The 19,248-nt window shown below is 68.5% G+C and carries 20 protein-coding genes; 8 read left to right on the forward strand and 12 right to left on the reverse strand.

The window, feature by feature from the left end:
• The first annotated feature begins 79 nt into the window (after nucleotides 1-79).
• From Prubr_RS13245 to Prubr_RS13260, 4 genes are all read left to right on the forward strand, one after another.
• Nucleotides 80-976, forward strand: coding sequence for a hypothetical protein (locus Prubr_RS13245; protein ID WP_212825305.1), 897 nt, complete (start codon nucleotides 80-82; stop codon nucleotides 974-976).
• Between the two features lie 203 nt (nucleotides 977-1,179).
• Nucleotides 1,180-1,689 carry a VUT family protein gene (locus Prubr_RS13250; protein WP_212825307.1) on the forward strand — a complete coding sequence of 170 codons (510 nt, stop codon included), beginning with the start codon at nucleotides 1,180-1,182 and terminating at the stop codon, nucleotides 1,687-1,689.
• Nucleotides 1,649-2,548 (forward strand): hypothetical protein, encoded by a 900-nt coding sequence (locus tag Prubr_RS38200; protein WP_425518011.1) that lies wholly within the window; start codon nucleotides 1,649-1,651, stop codon nucleotides 2,546-2,548. The genes Prubr_RS13250 and Prubr_RS38200 overlap by 41 nt, the downstream gene beginning before the upstream one ends.
• Nucleotides 2,549-2,641: 93 nt before the next feature.
• A complete protein-coding gene (locus Prubr_RS13260; RefSeq protein WP_212825309.1) occupies nucleotides 2,642-4,102 on the forward strand; it encodes a tyrosine-type recombinase/integrase in 1,461 nt (486 codons plus the stop codon).
• Between the two features lie 24 nt (nucleotides 4,103-4,126).
• Here the strand turns inward: Prubr_RS13260 and Prubr_RS38205 are convergent, their stop codons facing one another.
• The 11 genes from Prubr_RS38205 to Prubr_RS13315 form a co-directional block, all read right to left on the reverse strand.
• Complete coding sequence (locus Prubr_RS38205) at nucleotides 4,127-4,243, reverse strand: Imm1 family immunity protein (protein ID WP_212827979.1); 117 nt, start codon at nucleotides 4,241-4,243, stop codon at nucleotides 4,127-4,129.
• Between the two features lie 368 nt (nucleotides 4,244-4,611).
• Nucleotides 4,612-5,907: an MFS transporter gene (locus Prubr_RS13270; protein ID WP_212825311.1), complete on the reverse strand. Its 1,296-nt coding sequence runs from the start codon at nucleotides 5,905-5,907 to the stop codon at nucleotides 4,612-4,614.
• Between the two features lie 491 nt (nucleotides 5,908-6,398).
• On the reverse strand, nucleotides 6,399-7,580 hold the full coding sequence (locus Prubr_RS13275) for a hypothetical protein (protein WP_212825313.1): 1,182 nt from the start codon (nucleotides 7,578-7,580) through the stop codon (nucleotides 6,399-6,401).
• 232 nt (nucleotides 7,581-7,812) lie between these two features.
• The gene (locus tag Prubr_RS13280; protein WP_212825315.1) at nucleotides 7,813-8,124 is read right to left on the reverse strand and encodes a hypothetical protein; all 312 of its coding nucleotides are present in this window, start codon (nucleotides 8,122-8,124) and stop codon (nucleotides 7,813-7,815) included.
• Between the two features lie 85 nt (nucleotides 8,125-8,209).
• The gene (locus tag Prubr_RS13285) at nucleotides 8,210-8,710 is read right to left on the reverse strand and encodes a hypothetical protein (RefSeq protein ID WP_212825317.1); all 501 of its coding nucleotides are present in this window, start codon (nucleotides 8,708-8,710) and stop codon (nucleotides 8,210-8,212) included.
• A complete protein-coding gene (locus tag Prubr_RS13290; protein ID WP_212825319.1) occupies nucleotides 8,707-9,297 on the reverse strand; it encodes a TIGR02466 family protein in 591 nt (196 codons plus the stop codon). The genes Prubr_RS13285 and Prubr_RS13290 overlap by 4 nt, the downstream gene beginning before the upstream one ends.
• Nucleotides 9,294-10,058, reverse strand: coding sequence for an aKG-HExxH-type peptide beta-hydroxylase (locus Prubr_RS13295; RefSeq protein WP_212825321.1), 765 nt, complete (start codon nucleotides 10,056-10,058; stop codon nucleotides 9,294-9,296). Before Prubr_RS13295 ends, Prubr_RS13290 begins: the two co-directional genes overlap by 4 nt.
• A complete protein-coding gene (locus Prubr_RS13300; protein WP_212825323.1) occupies nucleotides 10,055-10,696 on the reverse strand; it encodes a TfuA-like protein in 642 nt (213 codons plus the stop codon). Before Prubr_RS13300 ends, Prubr_RS13295 begins: the two co-directional genes overlap by 4 nt.
• Nucleotides 10,696-11,931, reverse strand: a complete 1,236-nt coding sequence (locus Prubr_RS13305; RefSeq protein WP_212825325.1) for a YcaO-like family protein — start codon at nucleotides 11,929-11,931, stop codon at nucleotides 10,696-10,698. The genes Prubr_RS13300 and Prubr_RS13305 overlap by 1 nt, the downstream gene beginning before the upstream one ends.
• Nucleotides 11,928-12,509 (reverse strand): O-methyltransferase, encoded by a 582-nt coding sequence (locus Prubr_RS13310; RefSeq protein WP_212825327.1) that lies wholly within the window; start codon nucleotides 12,507-12,509, stop codon nucleotides 11,928-11,930. The genes Prubr_RS13305 and Prubr_RS13310 overlap by 4 nt, the downstream gene beginning before the upstream one ends.
• A 184-nt stretch (nucleotides 12,510-12,693) precedes the next feature.
• A complete protein-coding gene (locus Prubr_RS13315; RefSeq protein ID WP_212825328.1) occupies nucleotides 12,694-12,978 on the reverse strand; it encodes a hypothetical protein in 285 nt (94 codons plus the stop codon).
• Nucleotides 12,979-13,135: 157 nt separating this feature from the next.
• Here Prubr_RS13315 and Prubr_RS13320 point away from each other — a divergent pair, with 157 nt between their 5' ends.
• Nucleotides 13,136-13,717 carry a GNAT family N-acetyltransferase gene (locus tag Prubr_RS13320; protein ID WP_212825330.1) on the forward strand — a complete coding sequence of 194 codons (582 nt, stop codon included), beginning with the start codon at nucleotides 13,136-13,138 and terminating at the stop codon, nucleotides 13,715-13,717.
• Here Prubr_RS13320 and Prubr_RS13325 read toward each other — a convergent pair.
• Nucleotides 13,702-15,324, reverse strand: coding sequence for an NsdA family TPR-like regulatory protein (locus Prubr_RS13325; RefSeq protein WP_212825332.1), 1,623 nt, complete (start codon nucleotides 15,322-15,324; stop codon nucleotides 13,702-13,704). The genes Prubr_RS13320 and Prubr_RS13325 overlap by 16 nt on opposite strands.
• Before the next feature lie 882 nt (nucleotides 15,325-16,206).
• Between Prubr_RS13325 and Prubr_RS13330 the strand changes: the two genes are divergently transcribed.
• The 3 genes from Prubr_RS13330 (at nucleotide 16,207) to Prubr_RS13340 (ending at nucleotide 19,036) form a co-directional block, all read left to right on the forward strand.
• Nucleotides 16,207-17,022, forward strand: coding sequence for an SAM-dependent methyltransferase (locus Prubr_RS13330; RefSeq protein WP_212825333.1), 816 nt, complete (start codon nucleotides 16,207-16,209; stop codon nucleotides 17,020-17,022).
• Between the two features lie 96 nt (nucleotides 17,023-17,118).
• Nucleotides 17,119-18,129, forward strand: coding sequence for an ABC transporter substrate-binding protein (locus tag Prubr_RS13335; RefSeq protein WP_212825335.1), 1,011 nt, complete (start codon nucleotides 17,119-17,121; stop codon nucleotides 18,127-18,129).
• A gap of 97 nt (nucleotides 18,130-18,226) precedes the next feature.
• Entirely contained in the window at nucleotides 18,227-19,036 is an 810-nt protein-coding gene (locus Prubr_RS13340; RefSeq protein ID WP_212825337.1) for a class I SAM-dependent methyltransferase, read from the forward strand.
• The last annotated feature ends 212 nt before the right edge of the window (nucleotides 19,037-19,248 follow it).

The raw sequence follows: 19,248 nt of genomic DNA on the forward strand, positions 1-19,248 counted from the left end.
GGCTCAACGAGTCGTCCGCAGAATCGCCAGAACCTGAACTGTCCAGATAAGAAGGTGGCCACTCCCACCAGTCGAGGGGGTGCCGACGCTGCCGACGCCGTGCGCCCGTGACGGCAAGGGCCCCGGCCACCAGTACGGGCTGCCCGACCTCGTCGAACCCGCCGGTACCCGCAACAACCTGCTACCCACACCAACCGCCACGGTCTACGGATCCAACCGGTCACCATCACCCCGTGCGGCCCGCCGGCCCGGCCTGCACCAGTGGGCCGCGCAACTACCAACGGCGACCGGGGAAGACGCCGACACCGCGAGGGGCCCCAGCCGTGCGAGGCGGCTGCTGCCCACACCAACAGCGGCGGACAGCCGGTCATCAGCCAACGCCACCGCCAGCAGGAACATGCCGATCGACCACCACGGCCGAACGCTGACCGACGCCACCCGACTGCTGCCCACCCCACGCGCCAGCGACGGCGCCAAGGGCTGCCCGGGACAACGCGGGTCGCACGGTGACCTGACCCTGCCCTCCGCCGCGGTCCGGATCCCAACCCGGACCCTGCCGACACCGACCGCCTCCGACGGCCGAGGACCGGGCCGACACGGCACCGGCGGACCCGACCTACGCTCCACCATCGCCAACCTCCCAGAACAGGCCCAGCCGGACGAAGCCCGCTGGGGCGCCTACGCCCCAGCGGTCGCCCGCTGGGAAACCCTGCTCGGCCGACCGGCACCGAACCCGACCCAGCCCGGCCGGCACGGCAAGCCAGTCCTCGCCCCGCCGTTCGTGGAATGGCTGATGGGCCTCGACGAGCACTGGGTCACCGCCCCCGAACTCGACCTGCCCCGCACCCTCGCGCTACGGGTCCTCGGCAACGGCGTCGTCCCCCAACAGGCGGCCGCCGCGCTGCGGCTGCTGCTGTGCCCGCACCGGTGGACGTTGCCACCAGCCGCCAACCCGCCGTGGAACGCCACCAGGTAGCCACCCGCCTGCATCCCACCCGTCATCCCCATCCCAGGGCCCGCCACCACACGGTGGCGGGCCCTTCCTTCTCCTGGAACGAGGAACAGCTTCCGATGAACACCCCCACGCACCTGCCGAACCGGCCCGGATCCGCGACCGGCCGGCGACGGCCACGGCGGCAGAGCCGCCCCAGCGCGGAAACTCTGCGACGGATGGCCCCGGTGACCGCCGTGACGTGCTTCGTCAGCCTGGCCGTGGTGGCGAACCTCGCCACCGCCCGATGGGGACTCATCCCCGTCGGGCTCGGGCTGCACGCCACCGCCGGCACCTGGGCCGCCGGCCTGGTCCTGCTGGCCCGCGACTGGGTACACGAGCACTGGAATCGCGCCGGCCTCTTCGCGGCGATCCTCGCCGGGACCCTCGCCTGCGCCGGCACCGCCGGCCCGCGTCTCGCGGTCGCGTCCGGTATCGCGTTCGCTATCGCCGAACTGGTCGACCTGGCCGTCTACCAGCCGCTGCGCCGCCGCGGCTGGATCCGCGCCGCGACGGCGTCCAACGCCGCCGGCGCGCTCGTCGACACCGTCATCTTCCTGGCGATCGCCGGGATACCGGTCGCTACGGCGATCGGCGGCCAACTGTTCGCGAAGATGACCGCCACCCTCGCCGTCATCGGCGCCGTCGTCGCCTGCCGTGCGTTACTACGCCACCGCGTCCGGCCCCGCCGTCCGTGAGGCGATAGCGGCCGGCCTGCTCGGCATGATCGCCACCCCGGCCGCTGGCAACGCCGTACGCCCCGGCTGGAACTGGTGCGCCGACAACTCCGCCTACACCGGCCGCTACCCCGGCGACACCGCCTACCTGGCCTGGCTGGCACGACGACGCCAGCATGCCGGCCGGTGCGCGTTCGCCACCGCCCCGGACGTACCCGGAAACGCCGCCGCGACCCTCACCGCCGCCACCCCGATGCTCGCCCGCATCCGCGCCGCCGGCTACCCGGCGGCGCTCGTCGCCCAGGACGGCCTGGAACACCACACCGTCCCCTGGAACGAGTTCGACGTGCTGTTCATCGGCGGCACCACCGACTGGAAACTCGGCCCCGCGGCCGCCGGCCTCGTCGCCGCAGCAGTCGCACACGGCAAGCGAGCCCACCTCGGCCGGGTCAACAGCCTCACCCGCCTGCGCTACGCCGCCTCGATCGGCTGCCACTCCGTCGACGGCACCTACCTCGCCTACGGCCCGCGCCGCAACCTGCCCCGCCTACTGCGCTGGCTCGCCACCGTGAACACCCCACATGAAGGAATCGAGATGACCACCAACCCCGCCACCCCAACGGAGCCGACCCCGTCCACCCAGGGCCGTCCTGCCTGGACCGTCGAGCGGATCCGCGCCCTCGGCGCGACCACCGACATCGCCACCGCCGCCGCCATCTTCGGCCTGTCCCGCAGCCGCGCCTACGAACTGGCCCGAACCGGCCACCTGCCCGTGCCGGTCCTGCGGATCGGATCCCGCTACCGCGTCTCCGTCCCCGCCATCCTCACCACCCTCGGCGTCCCCGCCAACCACTCCGATCGCCCACCACCGGCGACTTGATCACCCCGCCGAAACGAGCGTCGATCACCAACCAACGACACCCCACAACCCGACGCCCCCGCCCGGGGACGCCGGTGAGGAGAACCCGACATCATGGCCGACGGCTCCATCACCAAACGCTGCAGCTGCCGCGACAACGGCAAGCGCCTCGGCGCCCAATGCCCCAAACTGCGCCGCGGCAACGGCTGGAACCCCCACCACGGCACCTGGGGCTACCAGCTCGAACTACCCACCGACGCCACCGGCAAGCGCCGACCGCTACGCCGCACCGGCTTCGACACCCGCGAAGACGCCGTCACCGAACGCGACCACGCCCGCAACCTGCTCGGCCTCGCAGGCCGCGACAAGATCCTGCGCCGCCACGTCGCCGACCTCCTTCACGCCTGCAAGCCCGGCGACCCGCTACCCGACCGCGACCACGTCGCACACCGCATCCACGCCCCCACCCCCACCGACGCCGCGCTCACCCTCGGCGACTACCTCACCACCTGGATCACACACCGGACCGGACTCTCGCCAGCGACCATGGCCAGCTACCGCGACCACATCACCCGATACTGGATTCCCCAGCTCGGCCAGATGCCGCTGCACGAACTCACCGCTGGACACATTCAGGCCGTCTTCGCCGCCATCGAGACCCGCAACGCCGAGATCACCGCCGCCCGCGACCACCCCGACAGAATCTTCCGCGACAAGATCAAGGGCGCCCGCACCGTCGGACCCGCCAGCCAGAAACGGATCCTCGCCACCCTGCGCAAGGCACTCAACGACGCCCGCCGCAAATACCGCCACAAGCTCGTCGACCACAACCCCGCCGAATCGGTCGACCTGCCCTCCGGCACACCACCACGGCCCAAGCTCTGGACCGACATGGCCATCAACCGGTGGCGCCGCACCGGGCGCCGCCCCAGCCCCGTCATGGTCTGGACCCCGCCCCAGGCCGGCCACTTCCTCGACTACGCCGAAACCCACGACCCCGAGCTGTACGCCCTGTTCGACCTCGCCATCCACCGCGGCCCACGACGCGGCGAACTCGCGCGCCTGCACGACTACGACATCGACCTCGACGCCGCCGGCATCACCATCACCAGCCAGCGCACCACCGTCGGCTACAAGGTCATCGAAAAGGACGTCAAGTCCGCCGCCGGCGACCGGATCATCCCACTCGCCACCGAAACCGTCGCTGTCCTACGCGCCTACCTCGCCCGCCGGGCACGATGGAGACTCGCCGCCGGCCCCGCGTGGCCCCGCACGGACGTGTTCTTCGTCCGCCCCGACGGCCAGCCCTGGCACCCCGACACGATCAGCACACGCTTCGAACGGCTCGTCACCCGCAGCGGCCTGCCACCCGTACGGTTCCACGACCTGCGGCACACCGCCGCGACCCTCATGCTCGCCGCCGGAGCCAGCATCAAGGAAATCCAGGACACTCTCGGCCACGCCAACTACAAACTGACCGCCGACACCTACACCTCCGTACTCCAGGAACTCAAACGATCCACCGCCGAAGCCACCACCAGGCTCGTTCCACGCCAGGGACGCAAGGCCGCGTAGCCGGCGACTGGCGGCCTGGCGGGCCTACTGCCAGGTGACGCAGGTGGGGCGGTCGCCGGTGGTCAGGAACTCCCGCGCGGCCGCCCGCATCTGTTCGATCGGGATCTCGGCGCCGGCGGTGACTCGGTCCAGGTGCCGCAGTAGAAGTACGGCAGGGTCGGCGCCTCAGAGGCCGTTCCCTTGCTGACGTAGCCGTCGCCGGTGGCAAGGGCCACGACATTCGGCACGCCGACGGCGGCGCCTCGTACGCCGGCCGTCAGGCCGCTTACCCGTTTCCCCGGTTCAACTCCTTGCGTATTTCGATATCGAGGAGCTGGTCGGCGACGATCCTCTCAGCCGGCTGTTGTCCCGTTCAGGTCCTTGAGCCGATAGCGTCGTCGGCCTTCAATCCGCCGTATAGCGCCATCCACCGATGCCCAATCAACTCAGAGATCTCCAACTCTGTACGCAGCTCCTTGATCGAGCGAGTACGCCGACACTTGGCAGGCGCTGGGGGCGCGCGGTGGATGTCAGTTGGTGCGGACGCCGCCCGGCCGCCCAACGTCCGTTGCGGGGGTGTCGCGGCTCGTTGTGTCGCTGCGGGGCGCGAGGACGATCTGCGCGCTGTCGCTTGTGGCGGCGCCATCCCCGATCGCGTCTTGGCTTGGTTGATCGCGGAATGACCGACTCAGCAGCGGAAGGATGCTTAACGCCCCCAGCCCGGCGCCGATCGCGAGCGCGGTGCGTACACCCAGGATCTCGGCTAGGAGGCCGATCACCCCGATGGCTATTGGGTGAATCAGTCGGGTGGTGGCCGCCCAGCTACCGACGACCGCGCTGAGCCGGTCCGCTGGGGTGACCGCCATCCGCGCAGACGCGAAGGTCGGGTTGAACAGTCCTGCGGTGAAGAGCAGGCCGAACTGCATAGTCAGGATCGCAGCGACCGCTGCGGGCCCCGCCGGTATCGCGGCGAGGGGAAGCAGCCAGACGACGCGGACCAGTCCGGTGCTGCGAAGGATCCGTTCCCTTCCCCAGCGCCGGATCAACCGGTGCGACAGCGTGCCCGCGAGCATCCCGCCGAGGCATGGGACGCCGAGGATCAGCCCGTACTCCCACGCGGACAGGCCCAGGTCGCGCACGATGAACAGCGCCAGGATCGGGGTCGTGGCCATGAGGGCGGAGCCGAAGAGTACGGCATTGACATAGAGGGCACGAAGAGGGGGCAGTCGCCAGATGGTTCGCAGGCCCACGCCAACCCGAAGGCCGGTCGACACTCGTTCGGCAGCGGGACCTGGTTCGGAGATCCTGGCCAGCAGGATGGCAGATACCAGGAACGACGCGCTGTTACAGGTGAGGGTCAGGGACGGGCCGATGGCGGAGGTCACCACGCCCCCGGCAGGTGGGCCGATCAGCTGGGCTGCCCAGAATACCGACTCCTGCCGGCCGAGCGCCCAATCCAGACGATCGTGACCGATGTGTTTGAGCATCGGAGTACTTGCGGCGACAAAGAGGATCGCGGCCGACATTTGAGTAGCGAGCGCCGCCGCCAGGTGCAGCAGAGTCACCGTTCCTGCCCAGGTGGCGAGGCTGAGGCTGAGCAGGGCGGCGCCCGCCAGCAGATCCAGCGACACCATTACTGGCCGTTTGTGCCAGGTGTCGATCCTCGGCGCGACCACTAGGGCGACGGCACCCGCAGCAAGCGTCGCCAAGCCGCTCAACAACCCCAGTTCACTGCCGCTGACACCGACCTCCGTGATGGCGATCCACAGGACGACACCGCTGCCGAACAGCGTGCCGACGGTGCTGACCGTGTAGGCGAGAAGCATCCGCCGCAGGTCTGGTGAGGTGGCTGGCACCGCAACTCGCTTCACGCAGTTCCCTTTCGTGTGGGTCGGAGGTGAATGATCAGGTGGTGGTTACGCCGGTTGGTAGCCAGGGACGGCCGGTGACGATTTCGGTGAGGGCGTTCATGATGTTGCGGCCGTGCGCGGTGGCGGTGGCGAAGCAGGAGCGAATCAGTGCGGATTGCCGTACTCCCACGACTCCGGCGCCGGCTTAGCCAGCCCGTTCGACGATGGAGGCCGCGACGAACCCGACGATTCCTGCCCCAAACGAGCCCGTAGATCTGCGTCCTCCGCCCGCAACCCCGCGTTTCCCCGCCGGAACCCGGCGTCATCGCGTGGCAACTCGATGATCCGCGCCTCCAACCCGGGTAGCCGCTCAAGCGGCTCCACGATGGACGGGTCCTTGGACACCTCACCATGTTCCGGACCAGGCAGCACAGGTCAAGCCAACCCGCCGACGAGTACTCGATCAGTCACAGTCGGAGAACGCTCATGTATCGACGCCACTGGTCCGAGACCGCCTCGACTGGGGCCGGTGTCGCAGGCGCGGCTCCGAGGCGGACATGTTGATCGAAAGGTGTGGATGTGGACCAGTCGGCTAGCGCTCGCGTGGCACCGGTTGCATACCTGGCCGGCGCCAGTTCCTCGTCAACGAGTTGTGGGTTGCCGCGTAGCTCCGCGAGCGGCACCTGGTCAAGCAGGAGCTCGATCGCGGCTTCGGTGTCGCCGGTGTCGAGTAGCTTCAGGACGTGTAGCTCGCGTTCTAGTCGACACATGGTGTCATTGAGCAGCAGCCACCACCTGTGTTCGACGGCGGCCACGAATCCGATCCGTGAATGCGGGTCGAGCCGCTCAGCCCATGCGAGATGGAGCCGCAGTTCGATGTCAAGGGCGACCTGTTCGTCGATCGCTCGTGGCGGTCGGAGCAGCTCAGGGGTCGACGCAAGGGTCCAGTAGGTGAAGGCGTGCGCCACCTCGTGCAGCACACTTGCGGATGCGTCGTGACTCCCGTCGAAGGATGCCAGCACCACTGACCGACCCGCGTCTAGTGGCAGGCAGGCCGACGTTCGGCGCTTGCCGAGACGCGGTTCGAGGTCCAGGGTCACCACCCCCGCCATGGCTGTCGAGAATCCCGACCAGTTCCGCACCTGGGGGGCCAGGGCGGCCAGATCCTCGCTGGTCGGCGGAGGAACGGTCTCGGTCGCCGGCGTCTGCGGTCGGGGGGTGTCAAGGACAGACTTGAGTCGGGGCAGGACTCCAAGTCCTTCGCGTTGGCACACGTGGGCCACGAGTTGGGCGGCACCGCCCGCTGCGCGAACTGCTGCGGCCTTCACCATGAGCACCGCGGCGGCGAGGTCGGTGGGTTCGCTCTCGGGGCGGGCCTGTAGACGGCGGGCGGCGGCCCGGGCGGCAGCGAGGTCGGCTAACGCTCTTGGATCGCCCTGGATCGGGTCGTTGGAGGGCGGGGCGGCAAGCCACGAGCGGTACGGTTCGAGCGTGGGGTCCAGCGTTACCAACAGCTCGCTGCCACGTGCGCCGGCCCAGCGGCGTAGGAGCTCGGCGCCTGCCCGCAAGGCAGCGTCGGGGTGAGGGTCGGTAGCCCCGTGAAACGCTGTTTCAGCCTGCCCGGACCAGGTGTGCTGGAGCGCGCGCATGGCGGTTAGTCGACCGTTCGCCAAGTAGTGGCTGGTCGCGTTCAGGAGCCGGGCGAAGTCTTGCGCGGCCGCTAGCGGGTCACCAGGTGCGTGGAGGACGTGGCGCCGTATCCAGCTGATGTGCTCTTGGATTGCGTGCGCCGATGCCCCGGCGGCTGGCGGTGACATGTTGGCCTCCGACCGGTTTGGACGAGGCTGCGGGGCCGCCGCGCAGCGGCGGCCCCGCAGCGGATCAGTCGACGATCGGCTTCTTGGCCGGGTCGATGTACTCCTTGGAGGCACGGATCTCGCCGCCGTGCTTGGCGAACGACTCGACCTCGGCGATCCCGCCGGTGCCGTCGTTCACGGGCCGGCTTAGGCGCACGGTTACCTCGGCACGGAGGCCGAAGTTGTCCTGAACCGCCGCCTCGTGCACGGCCGCCGAGTTGAGCAGTCCCTTCTTCATCATTTCGAGAAACTGGTCGACGTCGGACTCGTTGAGGTTGATGCCCGAGACGTTTGCACGCTCCTCAGGCGTCGTGAAACGTGAGAGCCGGTCTGCCATCTTGACTCCTCCTTTTGCATCCCGCGAGCCGAGTTGCCCGCGCGAGAGTGTGGCGCCGCCCGGAGCGGCGCTCGGCGGGTGCGCGTCAGGCGCGCCAGCCGCGGATCTGTAGCAAGGCCAGCGTTTCGCCGGTGGCAAGCGGCGTGATCATCGATGACACCCAGCCGGGGGCACCGACCAGGCGGCCCGGTTCGGCGCGCATCGAGATCGCCTTGTTCCACGGCATGCCAGGGACAAAGACGTTCTGGATTCCGGCGCGCGGATCAGCAAATACAATGTTTCCAGAGTTCTCGTGTGGCGTTCCCTCAATGCGGTTCAGCACGAGGTAGGCGTATACGTAGGCGGCGTCGTACCCGGGCGACCGGTAATCGCCTGACGCCAGTTCTTGAACGTGGCACGACCACCGCGTGGTGGTGTTACCGAACGCCGCGGCGAGTCCGTCAAGCAGATTGAAAGCGGCGGCCACGTCGACCAGTTCGTCGTCAGCCGCATCGCGGAGACTTGCCAAGTCGTCCGGAGAGAGCTGGTCCGAGAGGTCCTCGAGCAGGATGGGAGTCGTCCACATCCACTGCACCCGCGCGGTCACGCCGCCACCCCGTAGCCCAGATTGAAGGCGATGACGATTCGCGGGCGAGTGCCCTGGTGCGGTGTCACCCAGTGCTCTAGCCAGCTCGGGAACAGGATCATCTCTCCTGTGGCGGGCTTGATCGTCGTCACGGCCGGCTGGCCGGGGTGCCGCGCGCAGGCCGACGGACGCGGGTCCAGGAACTCGATCTGCCCGTCCTCGTCGCGAGAATCGCCCATATCGACGTACAAGACGCCCGACCATGCCGAGTCGTGGTGCGAGTGGACACGATGGAAGCCCCAGTCGTGGTAGACAACGCCCCACGCCTCAGCCAGCACGCCGCGGCCGGTAACCTCATGCTCGATACGCAGGGCCGACAGCATGCGCCCTTCGATCTCAACGATGGCGTCGCGGAGCACTTTCAGTGGCGGGTCGGAGAGGACGAGGAGGTCGGACTCAGTCTTCGAGGCGTTGAACGTGCCGATCTTCGTGCCGCGCTGACGCGCGTCTTCGCGCAGGACTAGCGCCCTGAGGTCCTCCAGGGTCTCCGGAGAGACCGCGTTGGGGTCTCGCACGATCGGCGTTCCCCACATTCCAAAGGTCCTCATGCTGGGGTTACCTCCCTACTCAGCCGTTCGTGAATCCTCACCAGGTCGTGAGTGAGGCGGTGACCCGCGCCGGTGAGATACGACGCGGCAGCCCCTCGAAGTAATTCGATGCATCCATCGGCGTATGTGCGCAGCGCGACCACGCGGTCGTGCCGCTCCTCGGCGCTCACCTCGAGTCGGCCCCACAGCAACTGCAGAGTCACCGCCACGTGGAGTGCGCCAAGGACCTCCGCCGCGTCGCGGTTCGCGGTTCCGGACGGCAGTCGTAGAACCCTTTCGCTGACGGCTTGGACTGCTGTCACCTCTTCCATGAAGTAGAGCCAGCAGTGGCACATCTCATGGGTAATCTGCTCCGCCAACTGCGCTGGCCGCCCGAATGCCTCAGGGCCGAGGAACACGTGCTGCGGCCATGCGAACGAACTCGCACTGATGGCCATGCTGTTCTCCAAGATCCGGAAGCGGATCGGAATCTGGAGTAGCGGAGCGAAGTGCGGCACAGAGCGCGCGATCAGCCCTAGAGTCTCCTCGACCTGCGCGTTCTGCGCTGATGTCGGGGCCCGGCTGGGAATGTCCTGGGTGAGGTGCTGTTGGCGTACCTTGGTGATGAGTCTGGGATCGAACAGTGCTGTTCCCTCGATTGCCAGGCCGTGCCGTCGGGCCTCAGCCCCGCGTACGACGCTGGTGGCGGCGAGGAGCCGTTCGGGTTGAAAGTCTGGATTAGCGAACGGCATGCCCCCGAAGAGCTCGACGGGGTCGATCATCGCGCCAACAACTCCTTCATCAGGTCGATTAGGTCGAGCTGCTTGGCTCGGTTGTAGAGCGGAGAGGCGAGTGGTGCGAGAAGCTGCGCGGCTCGATCGGCGCTGACATACGTCTCCAGGCGGTCTTGGAGCTGGTCGCGGGTGCGGTCCCCGAACCACCATCGGGCGGCGTCCTCGAGGAACGCGTCGATCGCCCCGGTCTCCGCTGGGAGGGCCCTGTCGCGCAGGCATTGCCGGACGTCGAAGAGCGCCTCGGCGAAGATCCGGAATGGTGGCTCGGGCTCGTATATCAGGGCGAGGTGGTCATCGGGTGCCTTGGTGTTGACGAGGTAGCCGTACGCCTGCCCGACGCCGCGTACCCCGGTGCCGGGTAGGTCGGTGGCTCGAATGGCGCCGAGCGATGAGACGCCGATGATCCGCCAGCCGAGTGAGGCAGCTTCGAGCAGTTCGCGGTGTCCGACTGCGTAGGATCGGTCGAAGGCGCCGTCGGCCAGGACCAGTGTCCCCGGCTGGTCGCTGTTGACGAGGGACGCCACATCGCCACGGACCGCCGGCAGCCGCATGTCGACGTCGTCGCGTGCCGCCCAGTCGGTCCAGAGCCGCCCGGCCGACGGGCCGGCGAACACAACCAGGGTCATCAGGCGCCCTCCGCCCGGCTGGCGCCAAGATTCCAGCGGTCGCGAAGTGCTGCCACGAGCCGCCGGCCGACGAGAGGATGGTGGGCTGAGAAGTCCTCGGAGCCCGGCACCACCGACCGTACGACGTGGAAGGGGCCGTGGTCGCCGCCGAATCGGTGGTATGCGGCTGGTAGGCCCAGGTCGGAGAGCCCGTCGACTACGCCCTCGAGATCGTTCGGGGCGGTGCCGACGCTCGGGAGGTCCGCGATTTGGACGGTAGGGCCTTCGGCGAACGGATCTTGCGCTGCGCCGGGGTGATGGCCGTGGAAGGCGAAACCAGCCTCCGGTGAAGTTTCTGGCAGGTCGTCGCGAGTGCCGTGAATCCAGGTGGCACGTGACTGCACCGCCTCGAGCAGCGCTGCAGTCACGGCATGTGCGGGGTCGGGATGGAGTCCGTAGCCCCCGTTGCGGAACTTCGCCTCGGGCCGTTCGCCGTCGGTCAGTTGTGCCGCTGCGAACCAGAATCGGCCGAGGACAGCGACGCGCACGACTGGCACAACCGATGCGCTGCGGATACGTCCCTCCAAGTCGCGCACAATCATCCAGGCGTCGGAAGGCGAAGTGGCCCGTTGCCCAGCTTCCGTCTCGAGGCGCATGGTGTCGAGCGCACCGATGCGCACCAACGAAGCGGCGTGACGTTCGATTACTTCCAGTAGGCCATGTACGACCGCGTCCTCGAGGCGGGTGCCGCACGCCAGTCCGCGAGTGGATGAGGCCGGCACCAGCGGCCGCAGTCCCGACGGCGGAGGGAAGTGGACCGCCTCGACCGGCGCCAGGCCGGATTGGCCGTTGGGCAGGTACGTCACCGTGATCCAATGACAGGCGGTATCCAAGCGAAGCTGATTGCCGGCGAACAGTGGGGTGCGGACGTAATCGATCACATGCGGGTCGATCTCCATGGCCTCGGCCAGGGTCAGCAAGACGGTGTCGGCTGGGGTCCGCTCGGCCACGGCCTGCTCCAGGCACTCCAGCCGCGCCGAGATCTCCGCTGCGCTGTCGTCAAGGCCCTTGCCGCCGTTGACTATCAGGTGACGGCTAGAGGGCCGCACGGTTGTCCAGACTGGAACACCGATCCGGTCAAATGCGGTGATCGGAACCGCTCTCGTCACCCCGATTCGGTCGGTGACCGACCGAGCCTGCGCAACGATGGCATCAATCGCTCCACCCTTGTGTGCTTCAGCCACGCGCAACGTCATGACGCCGTGCCCTGCAGACGCTGGCTGGCCCAGGGGCGGGTGAACCAGGTGTGCGCGAGGACATCGGGGTCCACGCCACCCGCGGCGGCATACGCCGTGCCGGTCCGCCGGCCCACTTGCAGGCACGGATGCGGGTAATCGGCTCGGGGTGCCCCTACGTACCACTCAAGATCGGGACGAAGCACCCGTAGCAAGTCTGGGTCGAGGCGGACATCGCCGTACTGGTCGTAGCCAAATCTCGGGTCCGCGATGTCAACGTCATCGACTGCGATGAACCCGCGGTTGATCGCGCCGAGTTCGGCGGCTAGCGGCCAGTCCTCGCCCCAATGGGCATCGAGGTAGACAAGGGGCCTACGCAGGACCCGAAGAGAGTCGGCAAGTAACTCTGCCGAATCACCTACCCGCACCTCGACGTTCGCGAGGTCATCGGTGCGTCGTCGGGCAACTGCGGCGTAGTCCGGATCAATCTCTATGCCCACCACCGGCAGCCATGGGTAACGCCTGCCGAGGTACTCCAGCGTGTCGCCGACGAACGACCCCGTCTCCACGATCCCGTCGAGCTCGCCCTCGCGAATCATGTGCTCGACCTGGTGGGCGACAGTGATGTCAAAGCCGAATGGTCCGCCCCGTCGCTCAACCTGAACGACCCCACCCGCGGAATGCCGTAGAAACACTCCAGCAACGACGGCAATGACACGATCAGCCCACCCCCGTGGTGTCGGACATCGATCAACTCCTTTATAGCGATCTATCTGATGACTGTCAACGTTGCGTAGTGGAAGCATCGGCAGAGGGTGCTGGTCGTCCGTGTGGCGGAAAGGTTCCAAGCGCCGATGACATCGGCAGCGAAGGCTCTTGGTTGCAGCCCAGCCCCCCTGCCAGCGCAACGCCCGGCGCGGACGGTGCGACCCCGTTGAGGAAGCCACGCACCTCGCGGGCGGAGGGTAGGTAGATGTCGTAGCCGTCGCTCATCTTCCAGCCCGCAGCCAGCGCGGACATGAACCGGTCGACGAGTCCCTTGGTGAGGGCGTCGATGGTTATCGCCACGAAGCGTTCGGCGTGCAGACGATCAGCGTCTGTAGGCCCGCCAGGGTGGTGTTGACCAGGGACACGTCCACCCCCCGCTCGACTTTCATCGTTGGTGATGCCCGTCCAAGACGCGGCGTACCTGTGCATCGTTATGGACGATCTCTAGGCTGGTCTTGTGGGCGTGGGCGTACGGCTGGAATCAGGCGGCGTTGAGATCGCCGGGGCGTTGGTCGACGACATCTGTCGGCTGTACGACGAGGTGTTCTCCGAGCCGCCGTTCTTCTGGCGTGACGACGAGTCGGACCTGCACCGGCAACGGCTTGCCGGCCTGTTCGACGATCCGACATTCGGGATCACCGTGGCCCGGGTGGGCGCGGACCTGGTCGGGTTCGCGTACGGGTTCGCGGTTCCAGCGGACACACAGCGCTGGTCGCGGTTGACCGAGAGGTTGCCGCAGGAGACGACGGCGGAATGGCCGGGCAGGACTTTCCTGTTGTTCGACTTCGCTGTACGGCGGTCCTGCCGCGGCCGGAGGGTGGGGAGGCGCCTGCACGATACGCTCCTGGCCGGCCGGCCGGAGGAACGGGCGACGCTGACGGTTCAGCCGACTGCGGTCGATACCCAGGTGATCTACCGGCACTGGGGCTGGCGCAAGGTCGGCCAGGTCGAAGGTGGCCCGGACGCGGCCGCACCGGTCTTCGACGTCTACCTGCGGGACAGCCTTGCCGACCTTCGCGCTGGTCAGGTCAGCCCGTAGGCGACGAGTTGTTCACGGATGTCCTTGACCTCTGGCTCGTTGTGCCAGGGCTCGAGTTCGCGCCAGCCACGCTGTAGCCGTTCCACCAGCCGGGCCGACCGGTTGTGGGCGGCCAGCCGGGCGGCGTCGCCGATGGCCTTGGCTGCCTGCGCGATGTCGGGCTTGGTGGCGCGTAGCCGGGCTATACCAAGTCGGAGCGTGGTCATCGCCAGGTTCCGGACGAAGGAAGTGTTGATCGTCGCCAAGGCGTCTTCGGCGATCCGGGCCGCGCGGTCCGCGTCGCCGAGGTGCAGGTGGCAGATGCTTTCGGTGCTGTGGAGCTGTCCGAGGCTGAAGAAGTAGACCCAGGTTGACGGCTTCTGCGCCTGTTCCAGTGCCGTGCGGGCTTGTTCCAGGGACCGCATGACCGCCGTGTGCTGGCCGTCCATGGCCAGGGCCCGCGCCGCGACGTCAAAAGCGTATGCCCGCAGGCTCAGGTCGCTGGTCTGGGCGGCCCAGCCCTGTGCGGCCAGGGCGTGGTCGACGCCGATGCGTGGCTGGCCCCGCCAGCTCGCGAGGTGGCTCATGTTGCACAGGACGAAGGCGCCGAGTTCGGTGTTCTGGGCGTCGTGGGCGGCGGCCCGCGCGGACTCGTAGTAGGTGCTGGCGGCGTCGTAGTTGTTGAGGTCGAAGGCGAGCCAGCCGGCGAAGCGGGACAGGTTCGCGTACAGCGACAGCAGCCGGTCACGGACGGCTGCCGGAGCCTGCGGTAGCAGGGTGCCTACCAGGCCACGCTGGGCCAGTACGGTGTCCAGCGCGGCCTGCGGGCCGAGCGTGTCATCCTGACGCATGCAGCGCCACAGGACAGCGTCGATGTGGTCGATCACCGTGTCGTCGACCCGGCTGGGCGTGACCAGCGCGCCGAGAGTCCGTTCGCGTTCGTCGGCGTCGAGATCGTCGAGGATCGGGGCCGCGGCGGCAGACGCGGCGGCCCAGCTGAGCCACTGCAGTATGTCGCGACGGTGCATCCGGCAAGCCCACTCGATGAGGTCCCTCACGAGATGCTGATAGTCGACCTCTCCGGCGGAGGGAGGCGCCGAGTCGGCGATGAACTGATCGACGCGTGTCAACACGTCAGGTGGTTCAACCTGGCCAGTGTAGGCCGGCATGCCGGTCGACGGCACCGTCGAGGACGACCATGCCGCCGACTGCAGGACCGGTAGCCCGATGCCCGCCTTACCCGATATAAGGCGGCCGCGCGCCGCGACAGCCGACCCGGCATCCTCGTTCCGGCGTACGGCCGTAACCGGCTCGGCTCCCGTAGCGGCCGGCATCCGTGGCCGGCGAATGTTGTAGAAGCCGAGCTCGGCGTCGGTGCCGGCGCCGAGCACGGCCCGGAACGCAGCCCGCCGCGGCGCGCGGGGCCATCTGTTGAGTCCGCGTTCGAGCCTGCCGATCTGATTACGGTCAATGGGGCCGTCGGGAGAGGACTTATCGGCGAGGTACTCGTTGATCGCGTCGGCCAACTCCTGACGGGACATCGGATGCCCCGATCCGCTGGGCGAGGGCAGACGCTCCCGCGCTGCCCGGAGCCGGTCGTTCGGTGTCGGCTTTCTCTGGCTGGTCATGGAACCCCCGTGACGCGCGGCAGCTCAGGGCCACCGATGGTTCAGCATGGCGACGCCGTCAACTGGTGACAAGTCGTCTTTATCGATATGGAAGGTGTGGTGACCTGGAACGGCCGTCCGTGAGCACCCCCAGTTCGATGGCGATCCTGTAACTTCCTCCCGCCTGCACAACCCCCTGCTTCGATGCGTCGTTCTGCCACAAGATCCCCTCGGGCAAGTAGCCGTACTTCCTCGGTAGTTGCGGACAGCGTGCTGTTCCCGCGGAGGGAAGCGGAAACGCTCCTACAAGACTTCGGAAAGCGAAGATCGCCCACGGCCTCGGCGATGCTGACCAGGTTAATCGCCCATTTCTGACACCTGCGGTCGTCAATGATCTTCATGGAGGAGAAGTTGCTGGTTACTGGCTTCTCGCCTCAATAAAAGCCTTTCGATGGCGCGTTTTGAGCACTATCCAGCGAGTGGAGCCATTCGGGATTGTGGACGGGCGCCAAACAGCATCCGCTCGGCGAGCTTCCGGCGGGCCGGCACCCGTATCAGGTGCCCAGCCAGGTGACCGCTGGACGATCGCCGTCCTGGCGCGGGCTGGGCCGCCTTTCGCGAATCGATCGGTGAGAGGGAGGTGGCGGGCTCAGTGATCGCCGGTTCTGGGAGGTGTCGCGATGGGATACGTCGTCGCTGTCGCGATGGCACTGCTGGTCGGGTTCGTCACGGGGTTCGTCCTGCGTGGACGGGCGCAGTGATGGTGCCTGGGATGCGGCGTTCTCCTGACCCCGTCCCACTGCCCCGACCACGGCAGCCTGCCGGCGAAGCGCGCTCTCGAGGCCCGCGTTGCCACGGATTGGAATTGAGGGCGGGCGTGAGGCAGGGCGTGGGGAGACGGGGATGGCCGTGACGGGCGACTTTTCAGGGATCGATCCGGGCCGGCCGAGCGCGGCGCGGGTGTATGACGCCATGCTTGACGGGTCGAGCAACTTCGAGGTCGATCGGGCCCTGGCCCGGCAGATGCTCGCGGCTGAGCCGCGGGCTCGCCGGTGGGCTTATGCGAACAGGGCGTTCCTGCGCCGGGCGGTCGGGTTCCTGCTCGACGAGGGCGTACGGCAGTTCGTCGATCTCGGGTCGGGGCTTCCGACCGTCGGCAATGTGCATGAGATCGTCCACGGGTACAGGCTGGACGGGCGGGTCGTGTACGTCGATGTCGATCCGATCGCCGTGGCGCACAGCCGCCTGCTGCTGGCTGGTGACGAGCGCGCCGGTGTGGTGTGCGCCGACATCCGGGACGTGGACGCGATCCTGGCCGACCCGGTCACCCGAAGGCTGGTCGACCTCGACGAGCCGGTCGCGTTCCTGGCGGTCGCGGTCCTGCACTTCATCGCCCAGAATCCCGGCCCGATGCTGACCGGCTTCCGGTCGGTCGCCGCGCCGGGCAGCTATCTGGCCGTGTCGCACCTGACCACCCCTGGCGACCTGTCCGCCGACGCCGCCGAGGTCGTCGCCGACTACAACGCCCGTACCGCCACGCCGCTGACGTTCCGCGGCCGGGCGGAGGTCGCCGGCCTGTTCGACGGCTGGCAGCTGCTCGCGCCCGGCGTGGTGCCGGTCGATGAGTGGTGGCCCGAACCGGGAGACCTCGAGGAGCTGGAAGCCCACGGCCGGGTGCCGATCTGGGCTGGGCTCGGCCGGCTGGGACCCGCTGTGTAGCTGTCGCCGGCCGGGCCCTGGCGACCTGCCGCCTGGGGCTGTCCGGTGGTCCGGCGCGCCTGTCGTGCGCCTGTTTTATCCATCTGGGGAGGATAAATGAGTATCGGAATCGTGCGCCGGGCCGTCGCCGTGGTGGTGGTCGGGCTGCTCGCGGTCACCGCCGGTTGCACTACCGGCACACCGGCCAAGGCACCGGACGGCGTGGACCGGGTGACGTATCTGACCGCGGTCGCGTCCTTCGGTCGGGAGGCGTACGCCTGGGTGGCCCTGGAGAAGGGCTTCTTCCGCGACCGGAACATCGAGGTCGAGATCAAGCCCGGCCAAGGCTCGGCCGACAACTTGAAGCTGTTGGCGGCGGGTCAGGCGCAGTTCTCCGCGAACGACCTGTCCGGGGTGATGGTCATGCTCGGGGAGGGGAACCACAAGGGCGGCGTCCGCGCCGTCGCGGCGATCCAGCAACGCACGCTGAACTCCATCACCGTCCTGCGGGAATCCGGGATCACCGTGCCTGCGGACCTGGTCGGGAAGAAGATCGGCGGCGTCCCTGGCGGCGCGCCGATGCTGTTGTGGCCCGCCTACGCCAAGCTCGCCGGGATCGACCCCGCCAGCGTGCAGTGGCTGAACGTGCCGGCGCAGCAGACCCCGGCCACCCTCGCCTCGGGCAAGGTCGACGGGATCGGCCAGTTCACCGTCGCCCGCGGCACCGTCGAGAGAGCCGCCCAGGGCCGGCCGGTGCACCTGCTGCCGTACTCCGACGTGATCGCCGACCTGTATGGCAACGCCCTGATCGCGCCGACCCGGCTGATCGAGGAGGATCCGGACCTGGTGCGCCGGTTCAGCGAGGCCCTTCTCGAAGGCCTCGTCTACTCCATCGATCACCCCGAAGAGGCTGGCCAGATCCTGCACAAGCACGTACCGTCCGCCGACCCGCAGGCTGCCGCGCAGGAGGTTGCGCTGATGCAGCCGTACGTGCTGTCGAACGCGCGCGCCGGTGTCCTCGATCCGGAACGGATCGCCCGCGCCATCGCCGTCCTGCAGGGCGCAGGGGTGATCCCGGCCGGCCTCACCCCTGCCGACGTGATCGCCTCCGGCTTCGCTCCCGCCTGATCCTTCCTCCCCAGCGGGTGGGTCGGGAGTGCACCGGACGCCTCCGGCCCGGCAACTCCCGGCCTACCCGCCCCGACCCCTTTGGAGCATCCTCGTCATGACCGACACCAGCGTTACTGAGCTCGGCTACGCCTACGACAACGACCAGCCGTCCGCCCGCCGGCACCTCGCCTGCCTTGCCAGGGCCCTCGACGACTTCACCATCGGCCGCCTGACCCACCTGGACCTGACCGGCAAACGTTGCCTGGAGATCGGCGCTGGTGGCAGCGACGTCGCTGTCTGGATGGCCGCCCAGGCCGGCCCGGCCGGCAGCGTGACCGCGACCGACCTGAAGCCGCAGCACGTCAACCGGCACCCCCAGCTGACCGTGATCAGCCACGACATCACCACCGATCCGATTCCCGGCGGCGCCTTCGACCTTATCCACGCCCGCTTGGTCCTCATGCACCTGCCACAGCGGGAGCAGATCCTCGCCAACCTTGCCGCCGCCCTGACTCCCGGCGGTGTCCTGCTCATCGAGGACTGGCACGCCACCGCCGACGCCGTCGTCCTCGACGCAGCCACCGCCGACGACCGGAACCTGTTCGCCGCCTACCAGCGCGCGGTCAACGAGCGCGTCTTCCAGGCCTCCGGCTCCGACCCGCAATGGTCCCTGCGCCTGCACCAGCAGATGCGGCTCGCCGGACTGCACGACGTCGACACGGTCATCAACGCCCCGGTCTGGCACTCCGGCAGCCCAGGGCTGATCCTCGCCCTGACCGCGATCGCCGAACACCGCGACCGGCTGCGCGACGCCGGCCTGACCGACGCCGACCTCACCCGCGTCGAACGCCTGCTCATCAGCCCCGACGCCGGGCTCGTCGTACGCGGCCACCAGCTCTACTCGGTCAGGGGCCGCAGACCGTGACTCAGCACTACGCCTAGAACGGCCCCGCCGTCCCTCCCTCCGCCGGCCGTAGGTGCCGGACGGTGGAGGGCCAGCCTGCGGGCCAACCCCGAACCCCTCGGAGCAAGGTGCGGTACCCGTCCTGAGCTACGGCACCGCACCCGAAGGGCCGGGGCCTTCTCGGCGCGACGGGGGCGTCCGAGGAGGTCGCCTGTGGCCGGCGGCGGCCCGCC

Source organism: Polymorphospora rubra (assembly GCF_018324255.1).
GTDB classification, from domain to species: domain Bacteria; phylum Actinomycetota; class Actinomycetes; order Mycobacteriales; family Micromonosporaceae; genus Polymorphospora; species Polymorphospora rubra.

Coding starts and splice junctions, on each gene's coding strand:
- Prubr_RS13260 (WP_212825309.1), top strand. CDS start 2,642: ATGGCCGACGGCTCCATCACCAAACGCTGCAGCTGCCGCGACAACGGC.
- Prubr_RS13295 (WP_212825321.1), bottom strand. CDS start 10,058: ATGATCGACCCCGTCGAGCTCTTCGGGGGCATGCCGTTCGCTAATCCA.
- Prubr_RS13330 (WP_212825333.1), top strand. CDS start 16,207: ATGGCCGTGACGGGCGACTTTTCAGGGATCGATCCGGGCCGGCCGAGC.
- Prubr_RS13305 (WP_212825325.1), bottom strand. CDS start 11,931: ATGACGTTGCGCGTGGCTGAAGCACACAAGGGTGGAGCGATTGATGCC.
- Prubr_RS13270 (WP_212825311.1), bottom strand. CDS start 5,907: ATGCTTCTCGCCTACACGGTCAGCACCGTCGGCACGCTGTTCGGCAGC.
- Prubr_RS13325 (WP_212825332.1), bottom strand. CDS start 15,324: ATGACCAGCCAGAGAAAGCCGACACCGAACGACCGGCTCCGGGCAGCG.
- Prubr_RS13290 (WP_212825319.1), bottom strand. CDS start 9,297: ATGAGGACCTTTGGAATGTGGGGAACGCCGATCGTGCGAGACCCCAAC.
- Prubr_RS13275 (WP_212825313.1), bottom strand. CDS start 7,580: ATGCGCGCGCTCCAGCACACCTGGTCCGGGCAGGCTGAAACAGCGTTT.
- Prubr_RS13335 (WP_212825335.1), top strand. CDS start 17,119: ATGAGTATCGGAATCGTGCGCCGGGCCGTCGCCGTGGTGGTGGTCGGG.
- Prubr_RS13280 (WP_212825315.1), bottom strand. CDS start 8,124: ATGGCAGACCGGCTCTCACGTTTCACGACGCCTGAGGAGCGTGCAAAC.
- Prubr_RS13310 (WP_212825327.1), bottom strand. CDS start 12,509: ATGATTCGCGAGGGCGAGCTCGACGGGATCGTGGAGACGGGGTCGTTC.
- Prubr_RS13340 (WP_212825337.1), top strand. CDS start 18,227: ATGACCGACACCAGCGTTACTGAGCTCGGCTACGCCTACGACAACGAC.
- Prubr_RS13300 (WP_212825323.1), bottom strand. CDS start 10,696: ATGACCCTGGTTGTGTTCGCCGGCCCGTCGGCCGGGCGGCTCTGGACC.